Source organism: Amycolatopsis sp. A1MSW2902 (genome assembly GCF_017312175.1).
Taxonomy (GTDB): domain Bacteria; phylum Actinomycetota; class Actinomycetes; order Mycobacteriales; family Pseudonocardiaceae; genus Amycolatopsis; species Amycolatopsis nivea.
In genome coordinates, this window is sequence record NZ_QJPO01000001.1 from 2606033 (window position 1) to 2626610 (window position 20578).

Annotated in this window: 17 protein-coding genes; 5 read left to right on the forward strand and 12 right to left on the reverse strand. The window is 69.1% G+C overall.

The features are described 5' to 3' along the window. Positions 1-80: 80 nt before the first annotated feature. Complete coding sequence (locus DMP23_RS11880) at positions 81-758, forward strand: LysM peptidoglycan-binding domain-containing protein (RefSeq protein ID WP_238605554.1); 678 nt, start codon at positions 81-83, stop codon at positions 756-758. 502 nt (positions 759-1260) lie between these two features. Here the strand turns inward: DMP23_RS11880 and DMP23_RS11885 are convergent. Beyond that, the gene (locus tag DMP23_RS11885; RefSeq protein ID WP_337821057.1) at positions 1261-2088 is read right to left on the reverse strand and encodes a helix-turn-helix transcriptional regulator; all 828 of its coding nucleotides are present in this window, start codon (positions 2086-2088) and stop codon (positions 1261-1263) included. A gap of 78 nt (positions 2089-2166) precedes the next feature. Here DMP23_RS11885 and DMP23_RS11890 point away from each other — a divergent pair, with 78 nt between their 5' ends. The 4 genes from DMP23_RS11890 (at position 2167) to DMP23_RS11905 (ending at position 5341) form a co-directional block, all read left to right on the forward strand. Beyond that, positions 2167-2907, forward strand: coding sequence for an SDR family NAD(P)-dependent oxidoreductase (locus DMP23_RS11890; protein ID WP_337821058.1), 741 nt, complete (start codon positions 2167-2169; stop codon positions 2905-2907). 27 nt (positions 2908-2934) lie between these two features. After that, a complete protein-coding gene (locus tag DMP23_RS11895) occupies positions 2935-3675 on the forward strand; it encodes an SDR family NAD(P)-dependent oxidoreductase (RefSeq protein WP_134728701.1) in 741 nt (246 codons plus the stop codon). Positions 3676-3706: 31 nt separating this feature from the next. Then, positions 3707-4054: a BlaI/MecI/CopY family transcriptional regulator gene (locus DMP23_RS11900; RefSeq protein WP_167754101.1), complete on the forward strand. Its 348-nt coding sequence runs from the start codon at positions 3707-3709 to the stop codon at positions 4052-4054. A 96-nt stretch (positions 4055-4150) separates the two neighbouring features. Then, positions 4151-5341, forward strand: coding sequence for a L,D-transpeptidase (locus tag DMP23_RS11905; protein ID WP_134728703.1), 1191 nt, complete (start codon positions 4151-4153; stop codon positions 5339-5341). Positions 5342-5393: 52 nt separating this feature from the next. Here the strand turns inward: DMP23_RS11905 and sbnA are convergent, their stop codons facing one another. The 11 genes from sbnA to DMP23_RS11960 all read right to left on the reverse strand — a co-directional run bounded on the left by sbnA (position 5394) and on the right by DMP23_RS11960 (position 20415). Then, complete coding sequence (gene sbnA, locus DMP23_RS11910) at positions 5394-6368, reverse strand: 2,3-diaminopropionate biosynthesis protein SbnA (protein ID WP_134667800.1); 975 nt, start codon at positions 6366-6368, stop codon at positions 5394-5396. 41 nt (positions 6369-6409) lie between these two features. Further along, positions 6410-7477, reverse strand: a complete 1068-nt coding sequence (gene sbnB, locus DMP23_RS11915) for a 2,3-diaminopropionate biosynthesis protein SbnB (protein ID WP_238605558.1) — start codon at positions 7475-7477, stop codon at positions 6410-6412. Further along, on the reverse strand, positions 7474-8487 hold the full coding sequence (locus DMP23_RS11920; RefSeq protein ID WP_337821059.1) for a TauD/TfdA family dioxygenase: 1014 nt from the start codon (positions 8485-8487) through the stop codon (positions 7474-7476). The genes sbnB and DMP23_RS11920 overlap by 4 nt, the downstream gene beginning before the upstream one ends. 35 nt (positions 8488-8522) lie before the next feature. Continuing rightward, positions 8523-11006, reverse strand: a complete 2484-nt coding sequence (locus DMP23_RS11925; RefSeq protein ID WP_337821060.1) for a non-ribosomal peptide synthetase — start codon at positions 11004-11006, stop codon at positions 8523-8525. 32 nt (positions 11007-11038) lie between these two features. Next, positions 11039-13540, reverse strand: a complete 2502-nt coding sequence (locus DMP23_RS11930; RefSeq protein ID WP_337821061.1) for a Pls/PosA family non-ribosomal peptide synthetase — start codon at positions 13538-13540, stop codon at positions 11039-11041. 1076 nt (positions 13541-14616) lie between these two features. Then, a complete protein-coding gene (locus DMP23_RS11935; protein ID WP_275294896.1) occupies positions 14617-15204 on the reverse strand; it encodes a nitroreductase family protein in 588 nt (195 codons plus the stop codon). Between the two features lie 1000 nt (positions 15205-16204). Continuing rightward, a complete protein-coding gene (locus tag DMP23_RS11940) occupies positions 16205-16588 on the reverse strand; it encodes a histone-like nucleoid-structuring protein Lsr2 (RefSeq protein WP_043839812.1) in 384 nt (127 codons plus the stop codon). A 129-nt stretch (positions 16589-16717) separates the two neighbouring features. Further along, complete coding sequence (locus tag DMP23_RS11945; RefSeq protein ID WP_337821062.1) at positions 16718-17968, reverse strand: bifunctional 3,4-dihydroxy-2-butanone-4-phosphate synthase/GTP cyclohydrolase II; 1251 nt, start codon at positions 17966-17968, stop codon at positions 16718-16720. 119 nt (positions 17969-18087) lie between these two features. Then, positions 18088-18525, reverse strand: a complete 438-nt coding sequence (locus tag DMP23_RS11950; protein ID WP_337821063.1) for a MarR family winged helix-turn-helix transcriptional regulator — start codon at positions 18523-18525, stop codon at positions 18088-18090. Continuing rightward, positions 18518-19741, reverse strand: coding sequence for a CynX/NimT family MFS transporter (locus DMP23_RS11955; protein ID WP_337821064.1), 1224 nt, complete (start codon positions 19739-19741; stop codon positions 18518-18520). The genes DMP23_RS11950 and DMP23_RS11955 overlap by 8 nt, the downstream gene beginning before the upstream one ends. Then, entirely contained in the window at positions 19738-20415 is a 678-nt protein-coding gene (locus DMP23_RS11960) for a FadR/GntR family transcriptional regulator (protein ID WP_337821065.1), read from the reverse strand. Before DMP23_RS11960 ends, DMP23_RS11955 begins: the two co-directional genes overlap by 4 nt. Positions 20416-20578 lie beyond the last annotated feature (163 nt).

Here is a 20578-nt window from a genome sequence, read left to right on the forward strand (position 1 = left end):
CGCCGCGCGCCGTCGCGGCTCGCGCCTGGTTCAGGCACGAGGACGGCGATGCGGTGTGACAGCGAAGGAGCCCACCCACCGTGGGACGGCACAGCAAACCCAGCAAGACGAAAACGACCCTCCAGCGCACCGGCGCGACCGCGGCCCTCGCGGGCGCCACCCTCGGCGGCATCGGCCTCGCCGGGGCGGGCACGGCCAACGCCTTCCCGGGGCAGGCCGGCATCGTCAAGTGCGAGAGCAGCGGCAACCCGACCGCGGTCAACAACACCGCCGCGGGCCAGCGCGCGGGCCGCCCCGCCGGCCTGTTCCAGATCGTCACGAAGACCTGGCTCGCGAACGGCGGCGGCCAGTTCGCCCCGACGGCCGACAAGGCCACGCCCGCGCAGCAGCAGATCGTCGCGGACCGGATCTACGCGAAGCAGGGTTCGGCCCCGTGGCAGTGCCGCGGCGGATCCGGCCCGGCGAGCTACGCCGACTTCGGCGGCGACACCTCCGGCGGCTCGGCCGAGGTCGAGGCCGTGGCCGCGAAGCCGAAGGTCCAGGTGAAGGCCGAGGCGAAGGTCAAGTCCGCGCCGAAGCACGCCGCCCCGTCCTCCAACCCGGACGGCAGCTACACCGTGGCCGCCGGCGACACCCTGTCCGGCATCGCGAAGAACCTGAACGTCGACGGCGGCTGGCAGCACCTGCAGCAGCTGAACGCGAAGTACATCCCGGACGCCAACCTGATCGTGGTCGGCCAGAAGATCGTCACGAAGTAACCCGCCGAGGCCCTGGCCGGGCTCGCGCCGCTTTCCCCCGGGCGGCACGACCCCGGCCGGAGGCCGCCGGTGCACGCGCGCGAAAGTGCGCTCGGGCACCGACGCGCGCCCCGGCGGCCGGCGTGCGGCGCGAACGGGCCTGCTTCGTGGGAACACAGGCCGGTTCGCGCCGCACGCCTTGCCTCGAGGGCGAGGTTTTCGAGCGCGCCGAGAGTGTGCTCGAGTATCGCGCGTGTTCTGCGGGAGCACGGGCCGGTTGGCGCCGCATGCTTTGGCTGGACGGCCGTGGTTTCGAGCGCGTGGCATCGCGCTCAGGCATCGCGCTATGGGCCGGTCGCGATCCACGTCTTGCCTCGCGAGGAAGAAGTGGCGAACGCGTCGTGGCGGATCTCGCCGAGACCATCGACCGCGGGCCGCTCGACCAATTCCAGGCGAACCAGCCGAGGCACCCGCGCCGCCCGCCGGTTCGCCGCCAACTCCGCGCGCGGCTACCAGATCTCGTTCACGACATGCCCGCGCCCGGACGCACCCGCATCGGAACGCTCCGCAGCAACGACAGAGCCTCAGCACTGGGGCTGCCGGGCTCAGCCTGATAGACAATCAACTGCTGCCCAGCCGCCCCGCGCACGTCGAATGCCTGGTAGGTCAGCGTCAGCGGTCCGACCGCCGGATGGACGAGTTGCTTGGGCTCTTGGGTCTTCCCCCGCACCTGATGGGTTTCCCACAGCGTCCGGAACCGCGAACTGCCCTCGCTGAGTTCCGCGACCAAGCGCGACAGGGCCGGGTCTCCCGCCGCGGCGCGCAGGTTTGCCACGGTCGCTTGGGCCGTCCAGTCCCAGCGGGCGAAGAACTGCGGACCCGCCGGGTCGAGGAAGGTCATGCGGGCCAGGTTGTCGGCCGCGGTGAAGGGGGAGAACAGGGCGTCGGCGAGGGTGTTCGCCGCGAGAATGTCCAGGACGCGGTTGAGCACGAACGCGGGTGCGTGCGGATAGCTGTCCATGAGCTGCCGCAGTTCCGGGCTTACGGTTTGGGGCGCCGGGGAGAGCAGGTCGGGCGGGGTGGTTCCGGCGATGCGGTACAGGTGTTCGCGGGCGTCGGGGTCCAGGTCCAGTGCGCGGCTGAGGGCGTCGAGCACCTGCGGTGACGGGCGGGTTTCCCGGCCCTGTTCCAAGCGCGCGTAGTAGTCGACGTTCACCCCGGCGAGCACGGCGACTTCCTCGCGGCGCAGGCCCGCGACCTTGCGTCGGCCGGAATAGCGCACGTCGGCGTCCTCCGGGGAGCGTTGCGCGCGGCGTGCTCGCAGGAATTCGCCCAGTTCCGTACTGCCCATGCGAACCAGGGTAGGCGGCGGCTGGGTGGGTGTGGCACGTCCTGTCAACGAGGTCCGCCGACGCTGAGACTGGGCGGCATGACGAACGAACTGGCGGGCAAGGTCGCCCTGGTCACGGGGGCCGCGCGCGGGGTCGGCGCGGCGACGGTCGCTTGGCTGCGAGCGCACGGGGCACGAGTGCTGGCGACGGACATCCGGCCCGAAGTGGAACGGCTCGCCGATAAGGACGGCATGGCGGTGCTGGTCGGTGATGTGTCCGAAGAGGACGTTGCGGTGCGGTCGGCGCTCAAGGCGGTGGAACAGTTCGGCGGGCTCGACATTCTGGTCGCGAATGCGGGGCGTTCGGTGAACAAGCCGATCACCGAGACGACGGCGGCGGACTGGGACGAGGTGATGTCCGTCAATGCCCGCGGAGCGTTTTTGCAGGCGCGAGAGGCATTCCGGGTAATGGCCGACAACGGCGGGGGAGCGATCGTCACGGTCGGTTCGTTCGCCAGCACGGTGGGGCTGGCCGAGGCGGCGGCGTACAGCGCGTCGAAAGGAGCGTTGGCGCAATTGACAAAGGTGCTCGCATTGGAAGGCGCTCCGCACGGAATTCGCGCGAACGTGGTCGCTCCCGGCGTGATCGAAACAGATCTGCTCGACACTTTCCGCGCCGACAGCCGGGCGTATCTGCGGTCGTTCGGCACTGCCCATCCGCTCGGCCGGGTCGCGCAGCCGGAAGAAATCGCTGAGGTGATCGGCTTTCTGGCGTCGCCGCGGTCCGCGTTCGTCACCGGCGCGGTCGTCGCTGCCGACGGCGGCTACACCGCGGCCTGATATCCCTCCGACGAAAGGAAATATCTTATGCGGCTCAACGGAAAAGTCGTGCTGCTCACCGGAGCGACCGGCGGGATCGGCCAAGCCACCGCGGAACTGTTCGCCCGGGAGGGCGCCAGCCTGGTCGTCACCGACGTCGACTACGAAGCGGTGCGGAAACTCGCGGCACGGCTGGAGACCGACGTGCTGGCCGACCGGCTGGACGTGTCCTCGCCGGAAAACTGGCGCGAAACCGTCGAACGGACCCGGCAGCGGTTCGGCCGCCTCGACGTGCTGGTCAACGTCGCGGGGATCGTGGACTGGCCGGGCATCGAGGAGACGGCCCCGGACGCCTGGGACCGGGTGATCGCGGTCAACCAGACCGGGACCTGGCTCGGGATGAAGACCGCGATGCCGCTGCTGCGCGCCTCCGGCAACGGATCGGTGGTCAACACCTCCTCGGTGCTGGGCCTGGTCGGCAGCGGCGCGGCCGCCGCGTACCAGGCGTCCAAAGGGGCGGTGCGGCTGCTGACCAAGACCGCCGCGGTCGAGTACGCGACGCGCGGCGTCCGGGTCAATTCGGTGCACCCGGGGGTCATCGCGACGCCGATGATCCAGGACCTGCTCGACGAACAGGGCGACCAGCAGCCCGACATCGTCCGCACGCCGATGCGCCGCGCGGGCAGCCCGGCCGAGGTCGCGCACGCGATGCTCTTCCTGGCCAGTGACGAATCCTCGTTCGTCACTGGAACCGAACTGGTCGTCGACGGCGGGCTCACCGCGTACTGACACCGGACCGGCGCGCCCTAGGATGCGGGGCGTGCAGGGACTGGGCGAGCTGGAATCGGCGGCTATGGACGTCCTGTGGCGGGCGGGAGACGCGCGCACGGTCCGCGAAGTGCTGGAGGAGCTGAACCGGGACCTCGCCTACACGACGGTGCTCACCGTGCTCGACCATCTGCACAGCAAGGGCTGGGTGGAACGCGAGAAACGCAGCCGCGCCTACTGCTACACGCCGGTGTCGTCGCGAGAGGAAGCAGCCGCCCGCGCGATGCGGAACCTGCTCGCCGACGCGGGCGATCCCGAGGGCGTGCTGCTGCATTTCGCGCGGTCGGCGTCCGAGCGCGAGCGGGAGGCGCTGCGGCGCGGGCTGCGGCAGCATTCGTGACCTGGGTCTCCCTGTCCGGACACCACCGCCGGGCAGCGGCTCCCGCCCTGCTCCGCGCCTGACCGGTATGACTACTATGTCCGGTAGTAATCGCGAATGGGGGCTGGTCAGGTGCTGGGGCGGAAAACGCAGATCATCGCGGGGATCCTCGCCGGGCTGGCGCTGACGGCGGCGTGCACGTCCGCACCGGCTCCCGGTCCCGCCGCGGGCAACGACCAGAAGACCAGCGCCGCGCCGGCGGTGCCCGCGACCCTCGACCTCGGTCCCAAGGACGGCTCGAACGACGTCGCGCCCGGCGAACCCGTCACCGCGGTGGCCGGCGGGTCCACGCTCAGCGAGGTCACCCTCGCGGCGGCGGACGGCGCTCCGGTGCCCGGCGAGATGGACGCCGCGAAGCAGCGCTGGACCAGCAGCAAGCCCCTGGACTACCGCACGAAGTACACGCTCACCGCGCGCTCCGTCGGCGCGGACGGCAACCCGGTGACCCGCACGAGCACCTTCACCACCGCGACTGCCAAGGCGCAGGCGTATCCGTCGGTGATCCCGCTCGACGGCGAGACCACCGGCGTCGGCATGCCGATCACGATCAAGTTCTCCGCGCCGGTCGCGGACAAGGCCGCCGCCGAGAAGATGCTCACCGTCACCTCCGACAAGCCCGCCACCGGGGCGTGGCGCTGGTTCGGCGACGACGAGGTGCACTACCGCACCAAGGAATACTGGCCCGCGTACTCCACGGTCACCCTCGACATCAAGATCGCCGGCCGCGCGCTCGGCAACGGCGTGTTCGGCAAGGCCGACCGCAAGATCAGCTTCAAGACCGGCCCGGCGATCATCTCGAAGGTGTCGGACAAGGAAAAGCAGATGCGGACGTACAAGGACGGCCAGCTCGTCCTGACGTCCCCGGTCAGCCTCGGCAAGCCGTCCGCGCGCAGCGTTTCCGGCACGATGCTGATCATGACCGTGCAGTCGCCGTACACCATGGACTCCAGCACGTACGGCGTGCCCACCGACTCGCCGGGCGGCTACCGCACCACGGTCAAGTACGCGCTGCGGCTCACCAACTCGGGACAGTTCCTGCATTCCGCGCCGTGGTCGGTCCGGCAGCAGGGGCGCACCAACACCTCGCACGGCTGCCTCAACGTCAGCGTCGACAACGCGAAGTGGTTCTACGAGAACTCCCATCGCGGGGACGTCGTGGTGGTGACCGACACCGGCGTGGACCTCAAACCGGGCGACGGCTGGACCGACTGGCGCTTCAGCTGGGACGAATGGCAGAAGAAGGTCTGATCCCGCCGGGGTGCGGCGCGCCGGGGGATGCCGGTGCGCCGCCCCGCGCGGCTCAGACGGACTGCCGGGGCCGCGGCGAAAGCACGTCCTCTCCGTAGATGCCCTGCAGCCAGTTGGTCTGGTAGATCGTGTCGAGGTAGCGCTCGCCGAGGTCGGGGGCGACGGCCACCGCGGTCAGGTGGTGCGCGTCGTGTTCGGACAGCCAGCTGGTGGCCCCGCTGACCACTGTCCCGGTCGAGCCGCCGAACAGGAATCCGTTGCGCGCCAGCCGGTGGCACGCCCGGACCGAATCCGGTTCCTCGACCAGCACCACGTCGTCCACATAGGACTCGTCGAGGATCGCCGGGCGCACGCTGGTGCCCAGCCCGGGCAGCATCCGCCTGCCCGCCGGGCCGCCGAAGGTCACCGAGCCGACGCTGTCGATCGCGACGATCCGCACCGGCCGGTGCCATTGCCGGAAGAACCGCGCGCAGCCCATCAGGGTGCCCGTGGTGCCCGCGCCGACGAACAGCACGTCGAGATTCGGGAACGCGGCGGCGATTTCCGGCCCGGTGCGGTGGAAATGCGCTCCCCAGTTGTCCGGATTGGTGTACTGGTTGAGCCACACATAGCGCTCGTCGGAGGCGCACAGCATCCGCACGTGGCCGATGCGCGCCCCGAGGAAACCGCTTTCCGGATCAGGTTCGGTGATGATGTGCACCTCGTTGCCGAGCGCCTCGATCGCGCGGCGCGTCGCCAGGTTGCAGCGGGAATCGGTGACGCACAGGAACTTGTACCCCCGGCTGGCCGCGATCATGCTCAGCGCGACGCCGAGGTTGCCCGACGACGACTCGACGATGATCGAGCCCGGCCGCAGCAGGCCGTCGCGTTCGGCCGCGTCGACCATTTCGGTCGCGGCCTTCAGCTTGATGGAACCGGCGAAGTTGAACCCCTCGCATTTGAGGTAGAGCGAGTAGCCGAAGCTCCAGCGGAGGTCGACGTACAGCGCCTCCTCGTTGAAAGCTTCGGGAACGGTGATGACACGCACAGTTTTCTCCCCTTCAGGCACAGCTCAGTGGCGGACGGCGCTCAGCCATACCGGCGCAGTTCGTGGAAAAAGTCCTCGATGACGTGCAGTCCGCCGGCGTCGGACACTCTCTCGTGGACGAAGGCCCCGACCGCGAGGTCGAGGACGCCGAGCCCGAACGGGGAGAAGATCAGCGGCCGGTCGGCGGGCGGGCTGACCCGGCCCGAGAGCACGTCGTCGAGGGTGCCGAGCAGGAAGTCCCGGCTGCCGGTGCGCTGCTCCACCAGATGCGGCGACGTGTTGGCTTTGAGGCAGTGGTCGACGTCGTCGACGAGGTTCGCCGACGCCAGCAGGATTTCCGGGGCCAGGTCGCGCAGGGACACGTGCAAGACCAGCGGATTGTGCGAGAACCACGAGGGATCGTGCACGTGCGGTTCGCCGGCGATGGTCGCGAAGACCACCAGTTCGCTGTCGCGGATCAGGCCTTCGGCGGTCTCGTGGACGCTGATCTCGCCGGTGAAGCCGGACTGCTCCAGGTAGCCGCGGAATCCGGCGGCGCTGTCCGGGTGCAGGTCGTGCACGTTGATCTCGTCGAATTCCCAGCCGGTCCCGGCGAGGAAGGTGTGGATGTAGCGGGCGATCAGGCCGACGCCGAAGAATCCGACGCGCCGGGGCCGCTGCCGGGTCCGGCTGAGCCAGTCGGCGGCGAGCGCGGCGGACGCAGCGGTCCTGGTCGCGCTGATGATGGAGCTTTCCAGGCAGGCGAACGGATAACCGGTCGCGAGGTCGTTCAGGATCAGCACCGCCGACGCCCGCGGGATCCCGGCGGCGACGTTGCCCGGGAAACTGGAGATCCACTTCAGGCCCGCGACATTGGTCTTCCCGCCGAGCGAGGCGGGCAGGGCGATGATCCGGTCGGCCGGACGGTCGGGGAAGCGCAGGAAATAGGACGGCGGGTTGACCGAATCGCCGGAGCCGTGCACCCGGTACGCGGTCTCCACGAGGTCGACGACCTCGCGTTCGCGCCCGGCCAGCGCCTGCTGGACCTGGGCGCCGGAAATCACCGCGAACGGCGGCACGGCGACCGGGTCCGCCGAAGCGGATCCGGCGGTGAAGGATTGCGTGGTCACTGATTTTTCCCCTCAGACGCGAGCGAGCAATCGGAAAGCCGCACCGGATCGGCCAGCCCGACAAGCACCTCGCGCGGGCCCTCGTAGGCGTCCCGGCTGTGCGCGATGCGGAGGTTGTCGACCAGCAGCAGATCGCCTGCCTGCCACGGTTCGCGCACGGTGTGTTCCTCGTACACCTCGTTGAGCAGCTGCACGACGTCCTCGCCGATCGGGTCGCCGTTGCCGAAGCGCGTGTTGAACGGCAGGCCGTCGGCCCCGTAGATGTCGACCAGGTACTCGTGCACCTCGGGGGCCATCGTCCACTCGTTGAGGAAGGCGATCTGGTTGAACCAGCAGGGCCTGCCGGTGACCGGATGCCCGACGATCGCGTCGCGGCGCTGCCGGGTGCGCAGGCCGCCGTCGGGCTGCCACTCGAACTCGATCCGGTTGGCGCGGCAGTACTCCTCGATCGCGGAGCGGTCCTCGGTGCCGAACGCCTCGGCGACCGACGCCCCGATCTCGTCGTTGAAGCTGCGGGTGAGCAGCCAGCCGTCGCGTTCGAACCGCGCGCGCAGGTCGGCGGGCAGCGAGGCCAGCACGGCGGTGGAATCGCTGACCCCGGTGACCCCGCCCGACGACGGCGGGCTGACGCAGGCGAACAGCAGCAGTCCCGGGAATTCCAGGGTGTAGCTGAGTTCGTGGTGCATGCACATCGGCTGGTTCGGCGGCCATTCGGTCGAGGAGTGCACCCCGCCGGGATAGGTCGTGCGGGGCGCGAAGGCCTCGCGCTCGGTCGTCAGCAGGTCGGTCAGCCGCCCGAACACGGCCGCGACCGCGGTCCGTTCGGCCAGCCCGAGACCGCGGACGAGCACCGCGCCGTGTTCGGCGACGAGTCTTCGCACGGTCTCCCGGTGCGTGCTCGCCCAGCCGGCCGGGTCGCCGCCCGCCTCGGCCCGCAGCACCGCGGGCAGCCCGGGAGAGAAATCCGGCTCGGGCGGGGACGTCTTCGGCAGGAATTGGGACAACGACATCGGGGAATCCTTTCGATTTCCGCGGTTCGCGTGGGTCAGGAGTTTCCGGAAGCGGGGGACCGGCTGTCGATCAGCGCGGCCAGGTCGGCGAGCACGGGGTGCTTGGCGACGTCCTTGATCGAGACCGCGCGGTCGAGCGCGATCGCCAGCTTCACCGCGGACAGCGACGTGCCGCCGCGGTCGAAGAAATGGTCCCGGCGGCCGACCTGGCCGGCCCGGATGCCGAGCACGTCCGCCCAGGCCGCGGCGAGCCGCTCTTCGGTGCCGGTGACCGGCTGGTCGCGGTCTTCGTCCGCGACGTCGAGCTCGGCGGCCAGCGCGGCGAGGTTCTTCTTGTCGATCTTCCCGTTGGCGGTCAACGGCAACTGCTCGCGCCAGTGGAACGCCGCGGGCAGCATGTACTCCGGCAGCGCGGTGCCGAGGTGCTCGCGCATCAGCTCGTGGTCGAGCTGGTCCGGACTGGAGTAGAACGCGACCAGCCGCTTGCCCTGCCCGCCGCGGTCGGCCACGACCACCGCGCCGTCGCGCACGCCGGGCACCTGCAGCAGCGTGTTCTCGATTTCGCCGATCTCGATGCGGAAACCGCGGATCTTGACCTGCGCATCGCGCCTGCCGAGGAATTCCAGCTTGCCCTCGGGCAGCCAGCGGCCGTGGTCGCCGCTGCGGTAGAGCCGGGCGTCCGGGCGGTGCGGGTCGGCGGTGAACGCCCGCGCGGTGCGTTCCGGGTCGTTGACGTAACCGCGGCCCACGCACACCCCGGAGAACACGATTTCGCCGGGCGCGCCGAGCGGGACCGGGTCGAGCCGCTCGTCGACGACGTACACGCGCACGTTCTGCACCGGCGGCCCGAGCGGCACCCGCTCCCGGGTCGGCGCGCGGTCCATCACCTCGTGGTTGGTGTCGTCCGAGGTTTCGGTGAGGCCGTAGGCGTTGACCAGCTTGACGTCCGGCATCGTGGCGAACCAGCGTTGCGCCAGCTCGGTTTTGAGCGCCTCGCCGGTCACCGACACGCAGCGCAGGTCCGGCAGCGCGACCGGGTTCTTGTCCACCGCGGACAGCACGACCTCGAGGTAGGAGGGCACGACCTGCAGCACCGAAACCCCGCCGCTGCCGAGTTTGCCCACGAACCGGTCGGCGTCCAGGATCACGTCCTGTTCGATCAGCAGCGTGGTCCCGCCGACCAGCAGCGCGGAAACCAGCTGCCACAACGAGATGTCGAAGCACTGCGGCGCGACCTGTGCCACCACCGAATCTTCGGTGATGCCGAGGTCGTTGATCTTGGCGTAGAGGTGGTTGACCATCCCGGCGTGCTCGCACATCGCGCCTTTCGGCTCGCCCGTGGAGCCCGAGGTGAAGTAGATGTAGGCGAGCTGGCCGGATTCGACGGCGACGCCGAGATCGTCTTCGGAGTGGTTCTCCTCGTACGCGGCGTCCACGAACAAGGTGCGCACGCCGGGCAGCGATTCGACCGCCTTGCGGAGCGTCGTCGTGCTGCCCGGTTCGGTCAGCACCAGCTCGCAGTCGGCCCGGCGCAGCGTGGTCGCGATGCGGTCGGTCGGGAAATGCGGCTCGATCGGCAGGTAGACGCCGCCCGCCTTGAACACGGCGAGCACGGCGGCCATCCAGTCCAGATTGCGTTCGGTCACCACCGCGACGACGCCTTCGCGGCGCAGCCCGCGCGCGATCAGTGCCCGTGCCAGGCGGTTCGCGCGCCCGTTGAGCTCCCGGTACGTCCACTTCCGGTCGCCGTGCACCGCCGCGATCGCGTCCGGATTCCGGGCGACATTGCGCTGGAACAGTTCGTGGCAACGGAGGTCCGGCACTTCGACGTGCGGCCCGGCGAGGCCTTCCAACTGCAGTTTGAGCTCCGCGGCCGACAGCAGGGTCGTTTCGCGGTGCGGCGCGGTGACGTCGGTGCGGATCTGGGTGAGCGCGCTCAGGTGGTAGCCGAGGATGCGTTCGGCGGCTTCGGAATCCAGCACCTCGGTGCGGAAACGCAATCGCAGCGTCTCCAGGTCCGGTGAAACGTCCAGCCGCAGCACGGTGTCCCCGGCGAGGTCGCCGTCGGTGCCGGTGGGGTCGAAGACCGTCTCGAACGGCGGCGCGCCGATGCCGAGTTCGGCGCGCAGCTCGTCGACCGGGAAGTCCCGGAAGGCGAAAGTCTGTGCGTCGATTCCCGCGGTGTGCTCGATCAGCTCGCGCCAGGTGCCGGATCCGGTGCTGAGCCGGCAGGGCAGCGGCGCGCCGCCCGGCTCGGCGACGTAGCCGGTGCACACCTCGGTCTCGCCCGACAGCGCGGCGAGGACCTTGGCGTGCGCGGCGAGCAGCACCGAGCTCAGCGGCACCCGCAGCTGCTCGGCCAGCAGCCGCAGCGCGGCCGCGAGCCCCCGGGGGACCGGCGTTTCGTGGTCGCCGATCGCGGAGCCGGCCTCCAGCGTCCAGCGCGGGACGCCGGTGCGGCCGCCGGCGGTGAGTACTTCGCGCCAATGCTCGCGAACCGCTCCCAGTCCGGTTCTCATGGGTCGTCCTTCCCGTGATTGTCGGTGGTCCGTCACGATCTCGCCGCCGGCTGACGGCGGTCCGCCCGGATCTCGTGCGCGGGGTTCCCGCCCCAGTGCGCGCGATCCGGGACCTCAGTGCCCTTCATGAGGAAGGAATCGGGGGCGAGCGTCGACCCGTCGCCCATCGTCACGCCGTAATGCACCAGTGCGCCGACGCCGACCGTGCACCCGCTGCCGATGGAGATGCGGTCCATCTTGAAACCGCCGTCCTCCTGCGAATGGCACTGGACGACGGAGCCGACGTTCAGCGTGACGTCGTCTCCCAGGCGTACCAGCGTTTTCTCGATGATGCCCGCGCCGTCGTCGAACAGCCGCTTGCCGACCTTGATGCCGAGCAGCCGCCACAGCACGCCCTTGAACGGCGTCCCGTCGAGCACGCGCAGGTGGGCGTTCGTCGCCGCGGCTTTCCAGAACCGTTCCTGCCGCCAGAACCGCCGGTCGTAGATCGAGCAGGACAGCGGGCGCAGCGGCCGGATCAGCACGGTGATCCGTTCGAGGGCGACGAAGAAAACCGTGCCGTACACCAGGATGGCCAGCGTGTCGAGCGCGAACAGCGGGGCGCCGATCCGGTCGTAGTAGACGTCCGTGGCCCAGGTCATCAGCAGCAGCCCGTAGAAGAACAGCCAGTGGGACAAGGCGTACAGCAGCATGCCCCCGGCGTTGTGCCGGTTCTTGGCGGCGAGCCTGCGCCGGAATTCCTCCGGGGTCTTCGGGTGGTCGAACTGGCTGTCGCGCTCCACCGAACGCGGGATCTCGAAGCTGGGGGAGCCGAGCAGCCCGACGCCCTCGCGCACCGGGCCGTCGAGCGGCACCAGGACCTTGGTGGCGAGCAGGCAGTTGTCCCCGGTCCTGGCGCCGGCGGGGTAGACGACGTGGTTGCCGAGGAAGTTCCGCGCCCCGACGCGCACCCGGGAAAGCCGGAAGGAGGTGCTGGTGTACTCGGCGTTGACCACCGAGAGCCCGTCGGCGACCATCGTGCCCGCGCCGGCCTCGAACAGGTACGGGTTCTCGAATTTCTCCTCGAGCCCGAAGTTGGACCCGGTCTGTTCTTTCTTGGAGACCTGGCAGCCCAGCGCGCGCAGGAAGTGCACGATGGCCGAGCTGTCGCCGAGCAGGGTCTTGAAGAACCGCAGGTTCGTGAGCACGCGGATGGCGCGGTGCGCGGTGTAGCGGAACGTGTAGAGGCGGTAGACCTCGCCGGGTTTGAGCGCCAGGTTCAGCAGGCGCGGCACCAGGGTGACGATGAGGAACCCGGTGAGCCGCAGGCCGAAGTACAGGATGAAGGAGACGACGAGGGCCTTCCAGTAGAACTTCGGGGAGGTGAAGTCCATGACGGCCGAGCCGAGGCCCATCGCCGGGCTGAGGTTCGGCAGCGTGCTCACCAGGAAGCTCAGCAGGCCGAGCACCAGCGGAGCCAGGAGGAGGACCGCGGTCAGCGTCTGGCGCACGGCGAAGAACGCCCGCCGGACGCTGCCGCAGGCGCGCGGCTCGACGCGTCGGTAGACCACGTCGGCGGGGACCGCGGGGACACCGTGCCAGCTCTGCCCCTCCGGAACCGCCTGCCCGGCGTGCAGCGAGGAGGCGTGCCCGAGCTGGGCGTTGTCGCCGATCCTGGTCTCGATGTCGAGCACGGCCATCTCGCCGACGTACGCGTGCGCACCGATCGCGACCGGCCCGGTCCGGATGAGCCCGTTCTGCGCGCGGTAGGTGGTGAAGTAGGTGTCCTTGCAGACCACCGCGCCTTCCCCGACGGTGAGCAGATCGGTGCACACCGGGACGAATCGCGAGAAAATCGTGACGCCCTTGCCGATTTTCGCGCCGAGCGCGCGCAGATACAGCGAATAGAGCGGAGAGCCGACGAACAGCGGGACCAGCGGGTTCCGCTGCACGAGGGTCTTGACCACCCAGAACCGCACGTAGCCGAGGGTCCACACGCGGATCTCGCTCGGTTTCCAGCGGCCGACGAGGATCCATTTGAGCGCGATCGGAAGGGTGCACAGAACTGCCAGCACCATCGCGCCGAACCCGACCGCGCGCAGGTACTCGTCGAGCAGGCCGGTCCCGGCCACGATCCAGTCGGCGCCCGCGCCGAGCACCTGGGCGACGAGCCAGGAATACGCCAGGAAGACCGCGAGCTGCAGGATTCCGCAGCCGAAGTATTCGAGCCCGCTGGCCCGCTTCGGCGGCGCCGCGGGGGCCGGGGCCGGCGCCTCGGCGGGGACCTCCTCGGTTTCGGACAAAGCGGAGACGAGACTGGCGATGGTCGGGTTCCGGTAAATGTCCTTGATGGAGACCGCGGGAAGATCGGCACGCTTGCGCACTCGCGCGCAGAACTGTGCCAGCACGAGCGAGTTGGCCCCGAGATCGGCGAAGAAGTTGCTGTCGACCGACACGTTTTCCTGCCCGGTGACGTCGGCCATCACCTGGGCGAATGCTTCCTCGGTGTCGGGTGCCGGACCGGGGCGGGCGGTCGGGTACTCGGTGAGATCCATATTCCTAATGATCGGTGGATGTAACGCCGACGTAACCTACGGACGTCGGTGTTGACAATTTCGTGACCTGTTCGATGCGTGTCGCGGCTGACAAATACGGCACGGCTGGATATTGAGGTCTAGACCACGCGAACGGCCATTTATCTGGCAAAGAGGACTTATGCCGTGAATACCCTTTGTTTTTCAACAGCCAGTGGCAGCTGTCGACGGATCCGGGACGATCCGGCGAAGGGTTCCGGTGAAGTCTGATCGTCGTCGTGCGTTTACCGCAAACCGATCCTCCGCACGGGCGATGTTACCAGGATTTCCCTTCTTCCGGGGCCCGGATTACCCGGTCGGCGCACGCCGAACTGCTCCGCTGGGGTGAAATCCGTGGCACGAAGAGTGGCGCGAAGTCGCTGTCCGGAGGCGGTGTCCCGGGTCGCCGCGATCGTGCCGGGCGGCCGTCAAGGTTCCTTGGTCCTCGAATTCGGTGACATTCCGCGTCGGTCTGGAATATGCAAGTGCTGCTTCGCGGGATTGGTGGCACTTTCGAGGGAATTGCGGTCTTGTTCCTCGGGTTTATGCCAACAAGGTGAACCGTGCGGCAGACGGCCGGTGCGGTTGCGCTGTTCGGCCGGAACGATGTTGCTCCGGTGCGCTTTTCCGCGGGCGCGCCTCTGGGCGGCCGGTTCCGCCGGAAGCTCGCACCGGGGCTTTCCCGGATGAAAACGGCCGGGTGCGGTCTTTTCGCGCCCAGTGGTCGAGGTGAAGCGAAACGTCGGACTGGTGACAGGAATTATGTCGCTTCTCGCGGCTTTCCGGCGCTCCCGAAACATTTTCGTGTTGTCCGGGTTCGCCCGCCCTGACATCCAGGTGACGCGGCGGTGCCCTTGCCTGGGCAGGTGGAGACTCACGGCCGCCTCAAGCCGCGCTCACTGCGCGGCGGGCGGACCTGTTCTCCCGTGCTGAAAAGATCAACTCAGGCCCTGCTGGCCGCCGCCGAGGTGTTCCTGAACCTCGACGACGGCGCGAGCCCGGTCCAGCGGCATCCAAAGTGGACGCTCAGAGTCTCCGGCTTCCGCTGGCGAGAAGGCTCACCATTGTCCGTAGTGGACAGTCTCGGTCTCCGGCTTCCGGCGGCGGGTAGCCGGGGAGGCGCCGGCGGAGATCTTGGCGTCGGCGTCGTGGCCGATGGCGATAGCGCCGATCGGTTCGTGGGTGTCGGGGATGCCGAACTCGGCACGCAGATTGTCGAAATCCTCGGCGCCGATGCCGAAATACACCGCGCCGAGCCCCTCGTCGACCACCGTCTGCAGGATCAGCAGGACGGCCATGCCAGTGTCGATGTACCAGAACGGCACCGGCCAGTGGTCCTCGCTGCGGTCGGTCCAGCCCTTGTCCGGCTGGGCGTAGCGGTCGAGGTAGACGTCCTTCACCGAGAACGGGATCACGATCACGGGCGCGGCCTTGGTGTCGTCGCCCAGCGTCCAGGACTCGAGGGTGTCGGCGAACCGCCGCACGTCGTCGCCCTGGAGCACCAGAAACGCCTGCCCCTGCGAAAACCCGGCGGACGGCCCGCGCAGCGCGTTGCGCATGATCCGGCGGATGCTCTCCTCGGCCACGGGCTCGTCGGTGAACTTGCGCACCATCCGCCTGCGCCGCACTACTTCCTGAAACTCCACGGTTGCCCCCTGTAACGGCGTTTTCGGGCAACTGTAGCGGCCTTCCACTGCTCACGGTGAGATTTCGGCAGGCGAGAAGCCGGACGCGGCGGTCCGACGAGCTGAGGATGGCACCCGTCGACGGCGGTCGAGAAGGCCGCTTTGCGGAGTGCGGACGAACGCGGCGCGGTGGCTTTGGAGTCTCGACCGCGATGCGACCGTTGCCGAGGCCCAGGGCCGGTGATGGGGGCGGTGCCGTTACCGGCACTGCGGACCGGTGGGGTGATGGGACGGGGGCCAGGGATGGGACGGGAGCCGTTGCCGGTGACAGGGCGGGTCGGCCGTGCTGTTCGCGAAACGTCTCGCCGCCAGCGATGCGCCCCAATGCGGCATTGGGTGCATCCCACGCACCGAACGCCACATTGGGTGCATCTGACGCACCCAATGCCACATTGGGGAGCTACCCGCCATCCACTCGACCGCGGCCTGCGCACTACCTCATCCGCGCAGCCGCGGCCTGTGCGCTACCCCATCCGCCCATCCGCCCATCCGCCCGGCCGCGGCCTGCGCTGCCCGCGATCCGCTCAACCGAGGCGCCATCCGCTCAGCGAGGTCCGCGCGCTGCCCGCCATCCACTCAATCGTGGCCCGCGCATTGATCTGGGCAGTGAGCCGGGCACGACCGCCGACCTGGCCGGTGCCGGAACCTGGCGCGCGACTGCCGACTTGGCCGGGCCCCGGAACCTGGCGCGCGACTGCCGACCTGGCCGGGCGCCGGAACCTGGCGCGCGACTGCCGACCTGGCCGGGCGCCGGAACCGGAACTCGCCGGAGCCGAAAAAACCCTCATTCTTTCCCGCCCGGAAAACACCGCCCGGCCGGAGGCATTAGCCTGCGGCCGGGCGCGTGTTTTCTTCGTGCGCGGAGGACTGGGTTCCGGGCACCGGAACTCCGGCGGGGGAGCGAACGCCTCGTCCGGCCTTTCCCGAAATGATCAATCCGGAACCCGCCGAGCCCGAGCCCTTATTTCCCGGCGCGCTTTTTCGCGGTGCGCTTGCGGGGTTTCGGCTCCGGCTTCTGGCTTTCCTCGTAGGCGGCGATCACCTCGCGCGGGATGCGGCCGCGTTCGGCGATGGCCCAGTTGTTGTCCAGCGCCCATGTGCGGATCGCCTTGGAGCGTTCGCGTTCCTCGGCGGTCGGCGCGGCCGTGGCGCGCACGGTCGTCTTGCGGCCGCCGGTGCGGCGGGCGGCGGCGATGAACGTCGAGAGTTCGTCGCGCAGGGCGGCGGCGTTTTCGTCGGACAGGTCGATTTCGTACTGGACGCCGTCGAGTCCGAAGGGGACGGTCTGCCCGGCTTCGGACCCGTCGAGGTCGTCGATCATCTCGACGAGGACTTTCTGTGCCATCGCGGCGGCTCCTCCTGGAAACGGGACGTGGTCACCGCAGACCATAACAGGAGTCCACTGTGGCTGGTCGCCGGAGACAATGCGCGGCCGGCCGCGGGGGAGCACCGGCCGCCCGCCGGGTAACAAGCGTCAGGAAGTTTTCTGCTCCGGCACTGGATCGGTCAACGCGCCGAAGCGGTGGCCCATCCGGTCGCGTTTCGTGCGGAGGTAACGGAGGTTCTGCGGAGTTTCGACCGCGCGCAGTGCGACCTGCTCCACGATCCGCAGCCCGTATTCGCCGAGTCCGCGGTATTTCTCCGGGTTGTTGGTGATCAATCGCACTCTCCGGACGTCGAGATGGTCGAGGATCTGCGCCCCGGAATCATAGGAGCGGGAATCCACGGGAAGACCCTGCGCGACATTGGCGTCGACCGTGTCGAGACCCGATTCCTGCAGGGCGTACGCCTGGATCTTGCGCGCCAGCCCGATCCCGCGCCCCTCGTGGCCGCGCAGGTAAACGATCACTCCGCAACCCTCGTCGGCCACCGCGCGCATCGCTTGTTCGAGCTGAGTGCCGCAGTCGCAGCGCAACGAGCCCAGGATGTCGCCGGTCAGGCATTCGCTGTGCACCCGCACCAGCACGCCTCGCTCAGAGTGGCCGGCCGCGGCGACATCGCCCATGACGAGGGCGAGGTGTTCGGCTCCGTCCACTTCGGACCGGTACGCGACCGCGCGGAAATCGCCGAAGGCAGTCGGCATCGCGGCGGTCGCGACCGGTTCGACGAGCCGCTCGGACCGGCGGCGATACCGGATCAGATCGGCAATCGCGACGACCGGCAGATCGTGTTCCGCGGCGAACTTCCGCACGGCCTCGTCGCGCAGCATTTCGCCGTCCGGGCCGATCAGTTCGCTGATGACACCGACCGGTGCCCGGCCAGCCAGCTGAAGCAGATCGACGGCGGCTTCGGTGTGCCCGGCCCGGACGAGCACACCGCCGTCTCGTGCCCGCAAAGGAAAGATGTGGCCCGGACGGCGAAGGTTATCGGGCGTCGTGGCCGGATCGGCCAGCGCGCGGCAGGTGAGCGTACGAGCCGTCGCGGACACTCCGGTCCCGGCGTCCGTGTGATCCACGGAGACGGTGAACGCGGTGCCGTGCGCGTCCCTGTTCTCCGCCACCATCGGCGGGAGCGCGAGCGCGTCGGCGCGTTCCCCGGTCATCGGCGCGCACACGATTCCGGTGGTGTGCGCGACGAGGAAGGCCATCTGCTCGGCAGTGACACTGTCGGCCGCGAGCACGAGGTCGCCCTCGTTCTCCCGGTCGTGATCGTCGACGACCACGACCATCCGGCCTTCCTCGAGCGCGAACACGGCCGCGCGCACGCTGCCCGCGGTATCCAGCATGGCGAACCTCCCTGAATCTCGCCCGGAGTTACTGTGCAATAACCATCGGAGCGAGCTGAACTGGAATTATCGATGTTCCGATGTTATCCGTCAATAACATCGAGCGGAAGGGGTTCTGCTCACTTGGCAGGGAGCACGCCCGACTGCCGGAGATCGCGGACGAAACATCCGAGCAGGTCCGCGAACCGCGCCCGGGCCTCCGGGGACCACGCGGCGAGAGCGTCGCCGACCTGCGTGGCCCGTCGTCGTCGTTCGAGGTCGAGGACCCGCCGTCCCGCGGCGGTGACGACCAGCGGGCTGGCCCGCCCGTCCTCGGGATCGGCCCGGCGTTCGACCAGCCCGGACCGCACCAGCCCGGCGACCTGGCGGCTGACCGTCGAAGGGTTCACGCCCAGCACCGCGGCGATTTCCCCGGCCCGGAACGGACCCTCCTCGGCGAGCATGGCCAGCAGCGGCAAGCACATCGGCTCGTCCGGTGCAGCTTCCGCTCGCTTGACCAGCCGCGTCAGCAGGAGAAGCTGGCGGGTCACCTGGTCGGCGAGGTCGAGGTCAGACATCAGCGCGAACGTGCCGGTCGCGCCCGGCTCCGTACCCGGTGAAGACCATCACGACACTCAACGCGGTGAGCGCGACGAGCGCGCCGGACCAGCTTCCGGTGGCGTCGTGGAGGATGCCGAGCACCAGCGGTCCGGCCGCCGCGACCAGGTAGCCGATGGACTGCGCCATCCCCGCCAGCGCAGTCGTCTCGCGCGGACCGGTGGCGCGCTGGCTCTGGAAGCTGAGCGCCAGCACGAGACAGACCCCGCTGCCCAGCCCGAGCAACGTGCACCCGACGATCGCGATTCCGGGCGTCAGAAGAAGAATCGCGAACCCAGCCGCAGTGACCGCCGAGGCGGCGGCCGCCGGAAGCCGCTGGTCGGCCCGGCCCCGGGTGAGCAAGGGCAGCACCATGCCGGTGGCGAGCGCGACGAGCTGGTAGTAGAACAGCATCCAGCCGGCCGCCGCGGTGCTCATGCCCTGCCCGATGAGGATGCTGGGCAGCCACGCGACGGCGGTGTAGAAGGCGAGCGATTGCAGGCCCATGAACAGGGAAACCTGCCATGCCAGCCAAGATCGCCATGGAGTCGGCGCGTGCGAACTGCCCGCCCGCGCCCCGGCATCCGGCCGCGAACCGCGCAGCCTCGGCAGCCATCCCGCCAGCGCGGCCAACGCGACGACCACGCCCCAGCCCAGCGCGGAATGCCAGCCACCCGGCAAAACTCCCGCCAGCGGAACGGAAATCCCGGACGACACCGCCGCGACCACACCCATGACCGTGACGTAAAGCGCGCTGACAGTATGGATTCGCGAGGCTGGCACGTGAGCGCGAATCACGGTCGGCAGCAAGACATTCCCGACCGCAATCGCCGCGGACAGCAACACCGTCCCGACGAACAAACAGGCAACCGACGGCAGCGACCGAACCACTGTGCCCGCCGCCAGCACCGCCAGCGAAAGCACGAGCAACCGCGTAGACCCGATCCGATGCGAGACGCGCCCGACCAGCGGCGAAGTCACCGCGAACATCAACAACGGCAACGTATTCAACACGCCGCCCGCCGACGCAGGCAGCCCCGTGTCGTGTTCGATAGCAGGCAGCAACGTGCCGACGCCAGTCAACGTCACCCGCAGATTGGCGGCCACGAGAAGGATCGCGAGCAACAACCCCACGGACCACTCAGATTTGGTGACCGCTCTCTTCGCGACCGACGGCGCCTCAACTTCGGCCGTCACTTCTCCCGCTCCGCCCCGGTGAGCTTCACGATCTCGGCCGCGCAGTAACGCGCCCCGACCTCGTCCTGCGCAGCGATCGCGTCAATCAGCTGCCGGTGCAACCGAGCGTGCTCGTCGGCGGTTTCATCAGTCCAAAGAGTGTCGCCGATCTGCTCGACAACGGACGCGCTGAGGACGTCGTACACCTCAGTAAGCAGTGAATTCCGGCCTGTGTTCACGACGGCCTGGTGAAAACGTACGTCCGCCTCGGCAGCCGTCCGGGTGTCGTCTCGCCTCTCGGACTCTTCGAGCAGATGCCGCAACTCGGCGAGGTCGTCGTCGCTGCGACGCACCGCAGCCAGCCCAGAGGCATACTCCTCCAGCACGGCCCGCAGTTCCAGCACGTCGCCCCGCCGAGAGGAATTGGCCCGCCGCATCAAGACGGACTGCATCTCACTGGACGCGCGGACGTACGTCCCGTCGCCGCGCCGAGCCTCCAGCAGCCCGAGATGCACCAGCGCGCCGAGGGCCTCCCGGACCGTCGTGCGCCCGACGCCAAGCTGCTTGACCAGGTCATTCTCCGCCGGAATCCGCATCCCGACGGGCCACTCCCCGGAGGCGATCTGCTCCCGCAAGGTGTCCACAAGCTGCGCGGCAAGACTGGCGACCCGATGGGGTGCCCGAAGATCGTTCATAAGGTGACCCTAACACCGAATGTCAGACATTTGAATGTGAGCAGGGTCGCCGGCTCTGATCCGCTGCGGTCCCAAGGCGCGTGAGGGGCCCCTCATTGACTCTGATTCCCTGGTGGGTTCCCCTCGCGGACGTTCTCGCGGGCCGTATTGCGCCCATCGACCA

What these genes read in the sequence shown, in the direction of transcription:
- DMP23_RS11885 (WP_337821057.1), bottom strand. Translation starts at nt 2,088, where the DNA reads ATGGGCAGTACGGAACTGGGCGAATTCCTGCGAGCACGCCGCGCGCAA.
- DMP23_RS11890 (WP_337821058.1), top strand. Translation starts at nt 2,167, where the DNA reads ATGACGAACGAACTGGCGGGCAAGGTCGCCCTGGTCACGGGGGCCGCG.
- DMP23_RS11895 (WP_134728701.1), top strand. Translation starts at nt 2,935, where the DNA reads ATGCGGCTCAACGGAAAAGTCGTGCTGCTCACCGGAGCGACCGGCGGG.
- DMP23_RS11905 (WP_134728703.1), top strand. Translation starts at nt 4,151, where the DNA reads ATGGGGGCTGGTCAGGTGCTGGGGCGGAAAACGCAGATCATCGCGGGG.
- DMP23_RS11920 (WP_337821059.1), bottom strand. Translation starts at nt 8,487, where the DNA reads ATGTCGTTGTCCCAATTCCTGCCGAAGACGTCCCCGCCCGAGCCGGAT.
- DMP23_RS11925 (WP_337821060.1), bottom strand. Translation starts at nt 11,006, where the DNA reads ATGAGAACCGGACTGGGAGCGGTTCGCGAGCATTGGCGCGAAGTACTC.
- DMP23_RS11930 (WP_337821061.1), bottom strand. Translation starts at nt 13,540, where the DNA reads ATGGATCTCACCGAGTACCCGACCGCCCGCCCCGGTCCGGCACCCGAC.
- DMP23_RS11940 (WP_043839812.1), bottom strand. Translation starts at nt 16,588, where the DNA reads ATGGCACAGAAAGTCCTCGTCGAGATGATCGACGACCTCGACGGGTCC.
- DMP23_RS11945 (WP_337821062.1), bottom strand. Translation starts at nt 17,968, where the DNA reads ATGCTGGATACCGCGGGCAGCGTGCGCGCGGCCGTGTTCGCGCTCGAG.
- DMP23_RS11950 (WP_337821063.1), bottom strand. Translation starts at nt 18,525, where the DNA reads ATGTCTGACCTCGACCTCGCCGACCAGGTGACCCGCCAGCTTCTCCTG.
- DMP23_RS11960 (WP_337821065.1), bottom strand. Translation starts at nt 20,415, where the DNA reads ATGAACGATCTTCGGGCACCCCATCGGGTCGCCAGTCTTGCCGCGCAG.